Origin of the sequence: Zhongshania aliphaticivorans, assembly GCF_902705855.1 — a bacterium.
GTDB lineage: Bacteria > Pseudomonadota > Gammaproteobacteria > Pseudomonadales > Spongiibacteraceae > Spongiibacter > Spongiibacter aliphaticivorans_B.
This window is the reverse complement of record NZ_CACSIJ010000014.1, coordinates 236,084-248,600: the sequence shown is the minus strand read 5'-3', so window position 1 is coordinate 248,600 and position 12,517 is coordinate 236,084. Positions and strand designations below refer to the sequence as shown.

The 12,517-nt window shown below is 49.9% G+C and carries 11 protein-coding genes; 2 read left to right on the top strand and 9 right to left on the bottom strand.

The window, feature by feature from the left end; translation table 11 throughout:
* Positions 1-30 precede the first annotated feature (30 nt).
* From GVJ32_RS13185 to GVJ32_RS13165, 5 genes are all read right to left on the bottom strand, one after another.
* Complete coding sequence (locus GVJ32_RS13185) at positions 31-480, bottom strand: Fur family transcriptional regulator (RefSeq protein WP_159240566.1); 450 nt, start codon at positions 478-480, stop codon at positions 31-33.
* Between the two features lie 8 nt (positions 481-488).
* Positions 489-1,070 (bottom strand): ZrgA family zinc uptake protein, encoded by a 582-nt coding sequence (locus tag GVJ32_RS13180; RefSeq protein ID WP_235035149.1) that lies wholly within the window; start codon positions 1,068-1,070, stop codon positions 489-491.
* Between the two features lie 64 nt (positions 1,071-1,134).
* Complete coding sequence (locus GVJ32_RS13175; RefSeq protein WP_159240564.1) at positions 1,135-1,815, bottom strand: DUF1826 domain-containing protein; 681 nt, start codon at positions 1,813-1,815, stop codon at positions 1,135-1,137.
* Positions 1,812-3,023 carry a zinc metallochaperone GTPase ZigA gene (gene zigA / locus GVJ32_RS13170; RefSeq protein WP_159240563.1) on the bottom strand — a complete coding sequence of 404 codons (1,212 nt, stop codon included), beginning with the start codon at positions 3,021-3,023 and terminating at the stop codon, positions 1,812-1,814. Before zigA ends, GVJ32_RS13175 begins: the two co-directional genes overlap by 4 nt.
* On the bottom strand, positions 3,007-3,408 hold the full coding sequence (locus tag GVJ32_RS13165) for a TraR/DksA family transcriptional regulator (protein ID WP_159240562.1): 402 nt from the start codon (positions 3,406-3,408) through the stop codon (positions 3,007-3,009). Before GVJ32_RS13165 ends, zigA begins: the two co-directional genes overlap by 17 nt.
* 306 nt (positions 3,409-3,714) lie before the next feature.
* On the opposite strand from GVJ32_RS13165, the gene GVJ32_RS13160 reads away from it, so the two are divergent.
* Positions 3,715-6,039 (top strand): CotH kinase family protein, encoded by a 2,325-nt coding sequence (locus GVJ32_RS13160; protein WP_159240561.1) that lies wholly within the window; start codon positions 3,715-3,717, stop codon positions 6,037-6,039.
* 255 nt (positions 6,040-6,294) lie between these two features.
* A complete protein-coding gene (locus GVJ32_RS13155; RefSeq protein ID WP_159240560.1) occupies positions 6,295-7,572 on the top strand; it encodes an O-acetylhomoserine aminocarboxypropyltransferase/cysteine synthase family protein in 1,278 nt (425 codons plus the stop codon).
* 175 nt (positions 7,573-7,747) lie between these two features.
* Here GVJ32_RS13155 and GVJ32_RS13150 read toward each other — a convergent pair whose 3' ends face one another.
* Genes GVJ32_RS13150 through GVJ32_RS13135 form a run of 4 tightly spaced genes read right to left on the bottom strand, consistent with a single transcriptional unit; the run spans position 7,748 to position 12,406 of the window.
* A complete protein-coding gene (locus tag GVJ32_RS13150) occupies positions 7,748-8,755 on the bottom strand; it encodes a Csu type fimbrial protein (protein ID WP_159240559.1) in 1,008 nt (335 codons plus the stop codon).
* The gene (locus GVJ32_RS13145) at positions 8,752-11,139 is read right to left on the bottom strand and encodes a fimbria/pilus outer membrane usher protein (protein ID WP_159240558.1); all 2,388 of its coding nucleotides are present in this window, start codon (positions 11,137-11,139) and stop codon (positions 8,752-8,754) included. Before GVJ32_RS13145 ends, GVJ32_RS13150 begins: the two co-directional genes overlap by 4 nt.
* On the bottom strand, positions 11,090-11,878 hold the full coding sequence (locus GVJ32_RS13140; RefSeq protein WP_159240557.1) for a fimbrial biogenesis chaperone: 789 nt from the start codon (positions 11,876-11,878) through the stop codon (positions 11,090-11,092). The genes GVJ32_RS13145 and GVJ32_RS13140 overlap by 50 nt, the downstream gene beginning before the upstream one ends.
* Positions 11,879-11,902: 24 nt before the next feature.
* Positions 11,903-12,406, bottom strand: coding sequence for a Csu type fimbrial protein (locus GVJ32_RS13135; RefSeq protein ID WP_103683749.1), 504 nt, complete (start codon positions 12,404-12,406; stop codon positions 11,903-11,905).
* Positions 12,407-12,517 lie beyond the last annotated feature (111 nt).

The window sequence follows — 12,517 nt, the reverse complement described above, 5'->3', positions numbered from 1 at the left end:
TTCTCCTTATCGTCGCTGTCAGATGGCCAACTAGGCGCAGCCCTGACAAAGACAGTGCAGCTCTAACTGCGGGCTTTTGAGGATGTAACCAGCGTCTTTGACGCTGCGACTAAGCGTGTTAATCAACGCCGTTTTAATCCCCATCTCCTTCACGCTGCCACATTCATCGCAGATCAAAAATTGCGGCACCTCATGGGTGTGGTCGCAATTAATGTGGGAACAGGCAACGTATTTATTAGCCAGATGAAGTTTGTGTACTAAATTTTCACTGGCCAGAAAATCAAGAATGCGATACACCGTTGTGGGTGGCAGCGACTCACCAAACTCTTTTTGCATATAGCCAATCAATTCATAGGCAGACTGAGCTTTTTCCGACTTGAGTAAGCCAATCAGAATGCGCTTACGTTTTTCCGTTAGTCTGGCACCAGTGGCGCGACAACTGATTTCAGCTTGTTCGAGGGTTCGCTCAATATTATTCATTACAGGGCTTACCTAAAACTAACATCGCGACGACGAGCATCCAGAACTGAAGCTCCCTGCCGACCATTCACTATCCACTCCACCTGCAACGACTCAACGCCGGGAAAGATGACAGGAATATCCGCTGTCAGTGAGTCGAGTTTGTCCGGCTGTTCGCAGCGATACTGGTAATAAGCTTGAACATCGCTATGTTCGGGTTTTTCCTCAGCGGCCAAGTCGCTATCGGAATGGCCTTTGTGATCATCATCCACCTTAGCTAGGGCGCCAAAATCAATACGCTGATCCAATAGCCAACAAGCCCCTGCACCGAAGTAAAACAAACCGCCCGCCTCAGTCAGCGCTGCCTTTACCTTAGTCATCTGGGCTTGATGTTCAGGACTATCGGTATAATGCTCAAAACCCAATACGTTCACAGCCGGAGAGCGCAGTTCAATATCGAGTTGCTGCCCTTCGAGCACCACAAGCAATTCGGCTTTGCCGTGCACATGGGCTTGGTGCGAATGACCTTGATGATGCGCACCCTCGGCATGAATCAAACCAGCAGACACACCCAAGGCTAGCAGCAGGGTTAAGCCGCGAAGACGATGCATCACCGTATGGTTCCTCTCATTTTTTGCACTCAAGTACTCATACCCCGTCCAAGGTGATCGCGGTTCATCCCACGTCGAAGGTAAGCAATAAGCGATCTTCCGGTACAACTAAGGGCGAGCGGTGAACCACCCCCGCACCTTCATTCCCTTCCCACATTTCACCCTTTAGCAGTGCTACTTCGCCACTTGCCAAGGTTTGAATACAGCCATCGCCAGATATAATCCCGCTCACCGAGTCACTCATTCCATTGCTACCGGCACCCAGTTTGCTGCGGTCTACTTCATGATGGGGAAGCCACTCAGTCCCCTTTCCCACATACGTCGTGATTAGTCGGCAGGGCACACGATCAACATGAAATTTAGGGCACATACTGCCTTTTAATGGCGTCAGGCGCAGGCCGATGCGCTCAAGGCCAAACAAGGTGAGAAACATATCCGCCAACAACTGTATATCCCGCCGAAGGTCGGGATACCGAAGCAACTCCGGCATAACATCGTCTAAGCTATCGATCTTATCCGCCGTCAGCACTAAGCGGCAGCCGGTAAAGTGTCGATCAGCGAGCAAGCTAAGACAGTTCTTTTTTACTGAGTTTGAAAGCTCGCGCTGCCACACCGCTAAATTAACGTCAGTCTGGTAAATATCGACCAAGCAATCTGCCGCCGAACCAAAAACCGTGCGGCGTATTAATAAATCACTGTGCTCACGCTCGATAGCGCTGCCATCACTTAATGCAACTGCGTTCATGCCTCAGCCTCCCAAGCCGGAAAAGGATCTGGCAGGGCCAGCCAATGCTCACGCCCCGCCAATAATTCATCATCGCTTAACAGGCAGTTATCTAATTCATCAACAAAGCGATCTCGATCAAGTTTCTGGCCAATGAACACCAGCTCCTGACGCATATCACCAAAGGGTTCCTGCCACGAACTTTTAATAGAGGCGAGATACTCCTCATCCTCAGGCCAGCGCTCCTGGGGAATAGCCTTCCAGAACATGCCGGCAAAACCATAGCGGGCCATACCGCCAGCCTGACTCCACTGCCCAGCAAACTCGGGACGGCTGGCCAACCAAAAATAACCTTTAGAACGAATTAACTTGCCTTGAATATCTCCGCCATGAAGAAAGTCGTAAAACTTTTGTGGGTGAAACGGCTTCCGAGCGGTATAGGTAAAGCTGGCGATACCATATTCCTCTGTCTCCGGCACATGCTCACCGCGCATCTCTTGTAACCAGCCCGGCGCCTGCTGCGCTCGCTCAAAACTAAACTTGCCCGTGCCGAGCACCTGATCGATATCCACCTGCCCGTTGCGAATAGGAACAATATCCGCGACGGTATTCAGGGTCTTCAGTACCGCAATCAAACGGTTTAGCGTGGGCTCATCCACCAAGTCCGTTTTACTGATCAGCAGTACGTCGGCAAATTCCACCTGCTCCACCAATAAATCTGCCACACTGCGTTGGTCTTCTTCACCCAAGTGCTCATCCGTTTCCTGCAGAAATTTGGCTTCGTCATAGTCCTTTAAAAAATTAACCGCATCGACGACCGTAATCATGGTGTCCAAGCTCGCCACATCAGACAAGCTGACGCCATCCTCATCCGCAAAGGTAAAGGTTTCTGCAACCGGCAGCGGCTCAGAAATACCCGTAGATTCAATTAGCAGGTAATCAAAGCGACCCTCATCCGCCAGCCGGCGCACCTCCAGCAGCAAGTCTTCCCGCAGGGTGCAACAAATACAGCCATTGCTCATTTCGACTAGCTTTTCCTCGCTGCGATTGAGCTCAACCTCATTTTTCACCGCACTGGCGTCAATATTGATCTCGCTCATATCGTTAACGATCACCGCCACCCGCCGACCTTCTCTATTGTTCAGAACATGACTCAACACCGTCGTTTTGCCCGCGCCAAGAAATCCCGAAAGTACCGAGACAGGCAGTTTTTTAGCGGCGTTTGCCATAGTGCTTTTCCTTCTCTTCCATTTGTGTTTTCACCTCCGCACAGTATTCAGCGGTAGGTCGAATCAATAAGCGGTCAATACCAATTGGCTCACCGCTTTCCAAACAATAACCATATTCTCCAGCGCGGATACGCGCCACAGCGGCATCTATTTTGTGCAGCAACTTTGCCTCTCGGTCGACAATGCGCAGCGCCATACGAGACTCCTCCTCATACTGCGCCAAGTCCGCCTCGTCATTCAGCTCAAAACGCTCGCCAAGACGTTTTTGCGCCGCGTGAATATGGCCCAATGTTTCGCGCTTCAGCGCTGACAATCTGTCGGAGAAAAACGCCAGTTGTTGCGCATTCATATACGGTGTCACCGCAATACCTATCGCTAGACTCATGATGGCCCCATCGCCCTGTTAGCTGTATTTCACACCTATCACTCCCCATATACAGATATGATATAACATATCATAAATGGCTCGACAGATTCAGGCAAGCATCAAATGCCGACAAAACATTGAAAAAGGCATAGCAGAGCGAAAAACACGGCCAAACATCGCGTTGATATTTAAGTCAAAATTCCCACACGACCTTTACAGCGCCCAGCTTAGCAAGCAATATGGCGCCGCTTTTCAATAAGTGAAATATCTAACGTAAGGTCCCATTACGTTTACACAAACAGCTAGGAAGTGAGACATTCAATAATGGAATATACAAAGATAGTTATCATATTTACCCTTTGTTTCGTTTTATTCGCCTGTGGCGGAGGAGGCGGCGGAAGCTCAGCCCCCGACGTCAACATCGCCCCAAGTATTAGCGGTGTTCCAGCAAACCATATAACCGTTGGCGAAAATTACCGCTTCGCTCCAACGTTCTCAGATCCTAACAATGACACCTTGACGTTTTCTATCATCAACAAACCAAGCTGGGCTGAGTTTGATGTTGCTACTGGAATCTTATCTGGCACCGCCGACCAACTTGGCATAACAGAAAACATAAGCATCTCTATATCTGACGGCGAATTTACCACCAGCCTGCCAGTTTTTTCCCTGAGGGTTCACGAGATAGAAAACAGCACCATCTCTATTCGTATCTCTGGCGCATCAAACCTGTACGACTTCGATGTTGTTTTAAATGAAGATGATGTCAGCGAACAGATATTAACCATTCAAGGAGATGGTGATTATACATTTGACGAACAAGTGGCCTATAAGCAACCCTATACGGTAGACATTAAACGCCACCCAGCACGGCAAGAATGCGACGTAGTGGATGAAAGCGGCGTCGCCAGTGGCCCAGTTCCTATTATTAAAATAAATTGTGCCGACGATGAAAGCGCCGAGCTGTTTGATATTAATGTATTACATAAATATAGAATCACAATAACTGCGGATGAGTGGGACGCATTTGTATTAGATACCGAGCGGGCACGATACGACAACAGAGATTCAGAAAATGACGCAAGAGACAATCTGTGGACGCATAGCGAGATTTACCGAAAAGTAGACGTTCAACGCGTAGACGCCACTACCGGCGAAGTACTAGACCAATTCGACAATGTCGGATTTAAAATGCGTGGCAATAATAGCCGCCAATGGCCTGAGTATTGGGTTCGCTACAATTCAGATACCAAGCCCGACGAAGGGCAGCCCAACCGCTTTCACTTTTCGCTAAAATTCGCCGAAAAATTTAACGACGACGAAGGTGTTTACGCTTGTATAGATGCATCAGGCAACCCGGCTGCAGTTTCTGGCGCACCTTGCTGGAAGCGTGTTTCTTTAGACCACCCAGAAATACCAGAAAATGACGATCGCACCCTTAAAGGTATCGAAAAGCTCAACTTTAAGTTTAATAAAGATGACCCAACTTACGCACGCGAACTGCTTAGCCACGACATCCTAACTCAAGTTGGAGCACCAACCTCTCGCATGGCCTATGCCGCTATCGAAATAGTCATCACCGGCGAAGCAGGTCAAAAATTATTTAACAAACCACTGCCGCAAACCCATAAGATGGGCATCTACATGGTAGAAGAACCCATCGATAAGCTTTATTTGCAGCGCTACTTTGGTAAAAATGGCTATCTATTTAAGGCAGGTGGCGCCGACCTTACCGGCACCGTAAACCCAAACTGTCTGCCGTATGAAAACGACGATAAAGCGAACACAGGTTATATTAACGAAGATTTTTGCCGCATAGGTATCGAAAAATCAGACCCAAGTAGCCGCCAAGAATGGCTGGGCATAGACAATTACCTCAACCCTGACTTTGTGAACAGCGACATCAATGATGGCGGCGAAGTTTCGCAATTTGCGCCTTATAGACCGAACTATGATCTTAAAGAAAAGAAAGGATCAATTACCGAGGCACGCCTTGCTTTACAAGACTTCATGCTCTTTCTGCAGAGTAATCCGACTGCAGATGAGCTAAATGAACAATTCGACGTACTCGGGTTTATCAAAGCCCAAGCGGCCGATATTGTGACCGGCGCGGTGGATCATTACACCCGCGTCGGCAACAACTACTACCTCTACTTAAATCCCTTAAACGATAAGTGGAGCTATCTTGTTTACGATTACGACTTTAGCTTCCGCGACCGCCATCCAGAATATTGGGGTAACTCAACGAACTTCCAAAATATCGCGGACACGAGAATTTTTCCAAACGGTATTACACCAGCCTGGAATGAAGGAACGTCAAGCTGGATCGACCCTATTTTGTGGACAATCGTTTTCTCTAAAGAAGAAAACAAAACGATCTTGTATCAAGAAATTAAAAGTCTGCTAAACAATCAACTAAACTGGGAAGGCAACTTAAAGCACGTATTAAATACCCGCAATAACTTAATTAAAGCCACCATTTTGGATGCAAGCATTAGCATAAAAGGCAACTGCGATACTGATTACAATGAAACCGCGCTAGGGCTAAGTGAACACAGCCCCTGCGACAACGGGGACATATCCATCAAAGAATATGTTAAGTGGCGTCAGCGTGTACTCGGTGAAGAACTAGACGCTGCAGGGATCTAAGCCCAAACGCCTTGTAAGACTATTTTGAAATAGCCGAACTGTATAACTGCTTACCCCTAATGCTGCAATGGCCAAGGGTAAGCAGTTATCGACTACACAGTACTAGAATCACAGCAGCTAGACACAGCGGGCTAATTCCCCCTCATCACTTGATATCCTTACCTGTAAGTCAAATACTGTGGCTTGATTTTCAAAGCCTGTAGTTTGATCATCGAAAATAAATATTAACCAACACTAAAAAAGGGAAGATATACCGTGAAACCCGAAACTTTAGCATTGCACGCAGGTTACAAAAGCGACCCAACAACACGCGCCGCGGCCGTCCCTATTTATCAAACAACGTCTTACACCTTTGACGACACACAGCATGGCGCAGACCTGTTTGACTTAAAAGTCGAAGGCAATATCTACAGCCGCATCATGAACCCGACCAATGCCATTCTAGAAGCGCGAATGACAGAGCTAGAAGGCGGAATCGGCAGCTTGGCCGTCGCCTCTGGTATGACCGCGATTACCTACGCACTGCAAACCATCTGCCGCGTTGGCGATAACTTTATTAGCACCAGCCAACTATACGGCGGCACGTACAACCTTTTTGCACACTCGCTACCCAATCAAGGCATAGAGTGCCGCATGGTCGCGCACGATGACTTCGATGCCATCGCCGCCAATATCGACAGCAACACCCGTGCACTCTTTTGCGAATCAATCGGCAACCCCGCAGGCAATGTTGTCGATATTCAACGCTGGGCAGAAATCGCCCACGCCCACGGCATCCCGCTAATTGTCGACAATACCGTTGCAACGCCATTTCTATGCAAACCCTTTGAACACGGTGCAGATATTGTTGTGCACTCACTAACAAAGTACATAGGCGGTCACGGCACCACCATCGCCGGTGTTGTGGTCGATTCAGGGAAGTTTGACTGGAAGGCCAACGCAGATAAATTCCCCATGCTCAACCAGCCAGATCCGTCCTATCACGGCGTAGTCTATACCGAGGCGCTAGGCCCAGCCGCGTTCATTGGCAGATGTCGAGTTGTGCCACTGCGAAATACCGGTGCCGCCCTGTCCCCTTTCAATGCCTTCCTCATTATGCAGGGACTAGAAACCCTCGCACTGCGCATGGAACGCCATTGCGAAAATGCCGAGCGGGTCAGCAGCTATTTGCAAAATCATCCCGCAGTAGAATGGGTAAATTACGCAGCACTTAGCGACAGCCCATACAAATCCGTATGCGATAAAATTTGCGGCGGAAAAGCCTCAGGAATTGTTAGCTTTGGTATCAAAGGTGGCCGCGAAGCCGGAGCCAAATTTATTGATTCTCTGCAGCTACTGCTTCGACTGGTAAACATCGGCGATGCCAAATCCTTGGCCTGCCATCCAGCAAGCACAACACACCGCCAGTTGAACGCAGAAGAGCTCAAGGCTGCGGGTGTAAGCGAAGACCTAGTTCGGATCTCGGTGGGTATTGAACATATCGACGACATCATTGCCGATCTCGATCAAGCGCTAAAAGCCGCTGTTTCTTAAAAGCACTTGCCATAAAAACACCCCTCCTGTCACTGCCACAGAAACGATGGGAGGGGTGCAAAAAATTGCGCCGCGATCATCATCAAAAACGTATATAGATAATCGCTTTCCTCCCAATCTAGTCTTACGTCACTAGCAAGAACAACAACAAACCATTGTGCTTTTTACTGCGCTCTTAATAATAAATCGTGACCGTTACGGTATCGCTATACGTTCCTTGCGGCGGTGTTATCTGCGGTGCCGTGCGCGCATAAACACTTTGCGCCTGCGCGCTACCGGTGCCGATATCAGCCAGTGTGTCGCTATTAAGGGTGTCGCCCCAGCGCTGGCTTCTCGCGGCATCGCGATACAGTTCATAACTAACATACTTGCCGGCTCCGTTATGCATCCGGCGGGTGTTGCCCGTTGCGTTCTGGCCATTGTCTAAACCAATCTGATACGGCGTGGTATTCGTGCACTGCGGCGCAATAACAGCGGTGGTGTCTATATTGCTACTGAGAATGCCTTGTGTACCAAAACCTATATTTTGTACAGAAAAACTAGGATTGCAGCTCGCGTCTACCGTCGCGCTTGCGGTAAACGGGAAACTACCACCTCCGCTATACGAGCCACCACTGCTACAGTCATCCGGCCAACCTGGCGTGCCAAGTAATCTTTCATTGGCTTGGAACACCATAAAGGCATCAAGGCCTGAAAAGCTATTACTATAACTGCCCGGTATAGCCGTGTTTTGGCCAGAAATAATGTCACCGTAAACAGTAACACTACCACTTCCTGAGCCCCCCAGTAGTGGCACCGAATATTGAAGAGCGACTTCATACCTGTCTGACCCGGAGATTGCAGCAGGCCAAACCAAAGAATGGCCGGCATCTTCATATAGATTAAACCGTAATTCATTGGCCCCGCTGGTCATACGCCTTGGCACAGTGGTAAACCCCGAGCCCTGATCACCACTACCGATGCCGAAACAAAGCATAACCCTCGCGTTTGCTAGCAGAGATAAGCCGGCGGTATTACATTGGTAATTAATTGTGGCGGTCACACCCGTCCAGCCAGTAAAGGGATCACTCGCCCCAAAGTTCACATTCGTCATGCTCGCACTGCAGGTCGTGGCGGCCTGAGCTGCTGTCGGTAAGACAATAAATGCTGCGAGCAATGCCGCTTTTATATAGGGTGCTGTCATGGTTGCTCTCGGCAAATCAGTGGCCCAATGGCAGATATACCATCCATTTTCTCGGCTAAAACCACATCTACAACACAGCGGCCAGCCCCCGGTGGCGCTACAACAAGCGTGCTGCGCTCAGGCAATCCCTCCACATAAACTTGGCCATCGTGGCCCACAAATGCGATGGTATTCTCACCTTGCAAAACGTGGCTCCCCAAAGGAATAAACTTGCCCGCAGTATCCTGCAAAGTAAGCAAAACCGCACGCACGCGACGTAAACCAAAATCGACACGCACTCCCGCGCGTTCGGTCGGCACCGCAAGCACGCCCTGCCTATCGAACTGAATACCACTCGGCAAAGACAAGGGATCAATTGACACGTGATTGCCTCGGTAAGCGCCCAAACCCGTCAGCAAATAATAGCCCTTTTTATTGGTGCGACCGATAGGCCGGTTTTCCAATTGCACCGGCACGTCGGCAACTCCGTTGGTAGAAACCAAGGCAAAACTATCGCTCACCTCACGGGCAGGAAAAATAGCGTTCGGCGCGTCGGCCATCCAAATAAATGAACCACTCACATCACCAAAAGCCGACTCACCACTGGGCAAAGAGCGCAGCCCAGCGCCAATTTGCGCATAATCACCCCGGTACAGGGCATCCGCCTGTAGGTAATCGACATTCTCAGAGCGCTGCATTTGCAAACCCCAACCCGTACCGCCATCAGCCGATACCCCACGGCTAAGATAAGCGGCCTGTTGACTGCTGCCGTCACGATTGCGGCTAGCAGAAACGCCGCCGTTCACGCGGCCGCCCAACGACACCGACAGCCCCGCATACACACTATAACCGTCGTCATTATCGAGCTCTCGGGAGGCGTTAACAAACAGCGTAAGCCCCGCAAAAAGTCGCTTGCTATAACTTGCGCCAACACTTTTGTACGGCGCCTCATCCAGCCTATTGAGACGGCTGTAATTTAATGACACTCGGCCGCTAGTACTAGAGCCAAGACCTAACAACAGGCGCTCGGTGCGCTGCGGTGGCGGGCGACCATCCCTAGAGGCAATATCACGATAATCCCCAAAACTACGCTGCAAACTGTAATCAACAGTAAAACCAAGACGGCTCCAATTGTATCCCAACGTTTGCTGCCTGCCGTCTGCGTCATGACCTGTGCTCTTGGCCACCGCGCCGCTAAACAAGCCAGCGCGACCCAGTGTAAACAAGGCCCCCACACCAGCCGCCGCTAACTGCTCATCGCCTTCTGCGTGACCTTCTAAGGTCACAGTATCACTAAGACCATGACGCAAGCTCGCGCTGGCGGCAAGGTGATCGCGATAGCTAAACGAATCCACTCCGTAGCGTTGGCGAACACTACCCGCTTCAAAGGAAAAATCACTCAAGCCCCGTTGCAGTAAACTAGGAGAGCTGTAAAAAGAAAAATCTTGCACCGTCGTGCGCCCAAGCGCATCGGTTAACACCATTTGCGCCTGGCTCAAACCGCTAACCGTAGGCGCACTATCAATACGATAAGCACCGGGTAAAACCTCACCGCTGTATTGCCGCAAGCCCTCTACGTAAAGCTCCACCTGCGAGGGCAAGGCCGCTTCACCATAAAACGCAGGCAAGGCTTGCGTCACTAAGGTCGGTTGCAGAGCAAAATTACGCCGAAATTGAATCCCCCCCAGCCGCGTTGCCCGGGTCCAAGACAAGCCACCGCTAATAAAATCCCCCGCCGTTACGGTAAGTAAATCGTCCTGAGAGGACCACGTCCAATGCGTATCCAAGCGGGTATAGCTATCTTGGTCACCACTACTGGCGTTGCGCAATAAGCCGGTGTTTTCTACTACATGATGATCAACAAAGGCGCGCATGGCTGTGCTCGCGGCAACATCGTATTCACCGAACTCATCTAGGGTTAGGTACATATCGTAATTAAGCAAGGCACCAAAACTAGCCTGCGCCTGCGGGCTGCGACGGGTATCGCGGCGGTAAGACTGCAAACGCGCATTGAGCAAATCCGGCGCCACCGTCAGGTGCAATTTTTGCTGTGCCACGTCGTAGCTATATTGAAGATCACTAATTGAATCTAAATCGAGATACGGCTTCTTAGGAGGATTGTTTAAAACAATACCCATTGCCGCCAGATGGTCAGACAAAACATAAAAACGGCCGTCGAGCGGCATCACCTGCAAAAGATAATTTGTCGGCACCATATTAAGCACCACTTCGAGATAAAGTAGCTCTTTGCTGCCGGCCATTGCAGGCCCGTCGAGAAGCATAATGCCGCCCGTCGTTGTTGAGACAGGCGCAGAAGAAAGCTCAGCGCTCACCCAAACCGGAGCCAGCGCGCAACTAATCAGTAACGTCAGCTGGCGCCAAAGGGTAGCGAGTGGGCTGACCATTGACCTGCATCCTTATTTCCGTCGCGGCCGCCACGCTGCTTGGTAAACCAAAAGACCAACGTCGCACGCTCCCAGATAACACATAACCCGCAAGGCCTTTATGCTCATAAAGCACCTCGCCATCGCGGCCCATCAATTGAATATCGGTAATCTGGGCGCGACTATTTCCGGTATTGTCGGTGACTAATTGCAAACCCGTCTCGGTATTTTGCAAGCGCCAATTAAGCTTGGCATCGGCGGCATTCACGCTTGGCGCAATAAAAGCCGGAATAGAAAAACGTAATAAAAAAGTAAGACCCGGCTGTGCACCAGGTGGGGTATTCGCCCCGATATCATCAAGCGCTGGAGCGGGCAATTCATCCACTAAAATACGAAAACTGCGCTCACCATTAGCCTCGTCTGGCGCTGCACCACCGCGCTGAATAATCCGCACCATCTGACTGGCTCCCGGCGCAATATTTAAAAATGGCGGACTGGCTAGCAGCGCCGTAGACGGCTCAAGCACATCCTTACCATCCCGCTGCTCCCAGGCAAACACCCTCACCTGTGCACGCAAAGTGGCAGTGCCGGTATTGCGCAGGGTCAAACCCTTAGCCACCTCGACGGGGGAAAATTCAAGTAAAGTAGGAGAAACACCTAAGCCAGCCGCAAAGCTAGGAAGGATTGTTAGCGCAAGAAGCGGCCCCAATAAATGCGGGAGCCGCAATGAAGACCAAAGGACAAACAATAAACGGCGCATAAATTAAAGGGCCACATAGAATACTTAGAACGTTACCGATACCGTTACTGTATCAGAATACGCACCAGCAGGTGGGGTCGTGGCATTATCACCGGTTTCAACACGGCCATACACGGTTATATCTTGCTCAATGCCAACACCTGTACCGGCATTCACGCTGCCGAATGTCGTGTCGTCACCCCACAAAGTGGTATAAGCCGCATCGCTGTACAAACGGTAGCTGACAAAATTAGTACCGTCATCCGTCATCCGACGTGTCGTCGCACTCGCATTCGCCCCGTCATCCAAGGCGAGATCGTAAGCTGCATCAGTAGTACAAGTAACAGATACCGTCGACGTTGCCGTGTAATTAGTATTCAACAACTGAACCGTACCAAAGCCCATATCAGTCGCTGGTGTCGTCAGCTCACAACTGTCTTCAATCGTAATAGTAACGTCGAAGGTATCTGTTGTTTGAGCAAACAAAGAGTTTGACCAGACCAGCGTGGCAGCCATAAAACCAAATAAATAATTCCGGTGAATAGTCATGCTCAATATTCTCTTTACGTAACAATTTGTGAGAATTGAGTATATGCCTTCACCAAATTAGCTACAGATAGTAATTGTACGGATCAAAGGGCCGGTAAAGCGCAATAAGAA

What these genes read in the sequence shown, in the direction of transcription:
- GVJ32_RS13185 (WP_159240566.1), bottom strand. Translation starts at nt 480, where the DNA reads ATGAATAATATTGAGCGAACCCTCGAACAAGCTGAAATCAGTTGTCGC.
- GVJ32_RS13180 (WP_235035149.1), bottom strand. Translation starts at nt 1,070, where the DNA reads ATGCATCGTCTTCGCGGCTTAACCCTGCTGCTAGCCTTGGGTGTGTCT.
- GVJ32_RS13175 (WP_159240564.1), bottom strand. Translation starts at nt 1,815, where the DNA reads ATGAACGCAGTTGCATTAAGTGATGGCAGCGCTATCGAGCGTGAGCAC.
- zigA (WP_159240563.1), bottom strand. Translation starts at nt 3,023, where the DNA reads ATGGCAAACGCCGCTAAAAAACTGCCTGTCTCGGTACTTTCGGGATTT.
- GVJ32_RS13165 (WP_159240562.1), bottom strand. Translation starts at nt 3,408, where the DNA reads ATGAGTCTAGCGATAGGTATTGCGGTGACACCGTATATGAATGCGCAA.
- GVJ32_RS13160 (WP_159240561.1), top strand. Translation starts at nt 3,715, where the DNA reads ATGGAATATACAAAGATAGTTATCATATTTACCCTTTGTTTCGTTTTA.
- GVJ32_RS13150 (WP_159240559.1), bottom strand. Translation starts at nt 8,755, where the DNA reads ATGACAGCACCCTATATAAAAGCGGCATTGCTCGCAGCATTTATTGTC.
- GVJ32_RS13145 (WP_159240558.1), bottom strand. Translation starts at nt 11,139, where the DNA reads ATGGTCAGCCCACTCGCTACCCTTTGGCGCCAGCTGACGTTACTGATT.
- GVJ32_RS13140 (WP_159240557.1), bottom strand. Translation starts at nt 11,878, where the DNA reads ATGCGCCGTTTATTGTTTGTCCTTTGGTCTTCATTGCGGCTCCCGCAT.
- GVJ32_RS13135 (WP_103683749.1), bottom strand. Translation starts at nt 12,406, where the DNA reads ATGACTATTCACCGGAATTATTTATTTGGTTTTATGGCTGCCACGCTG.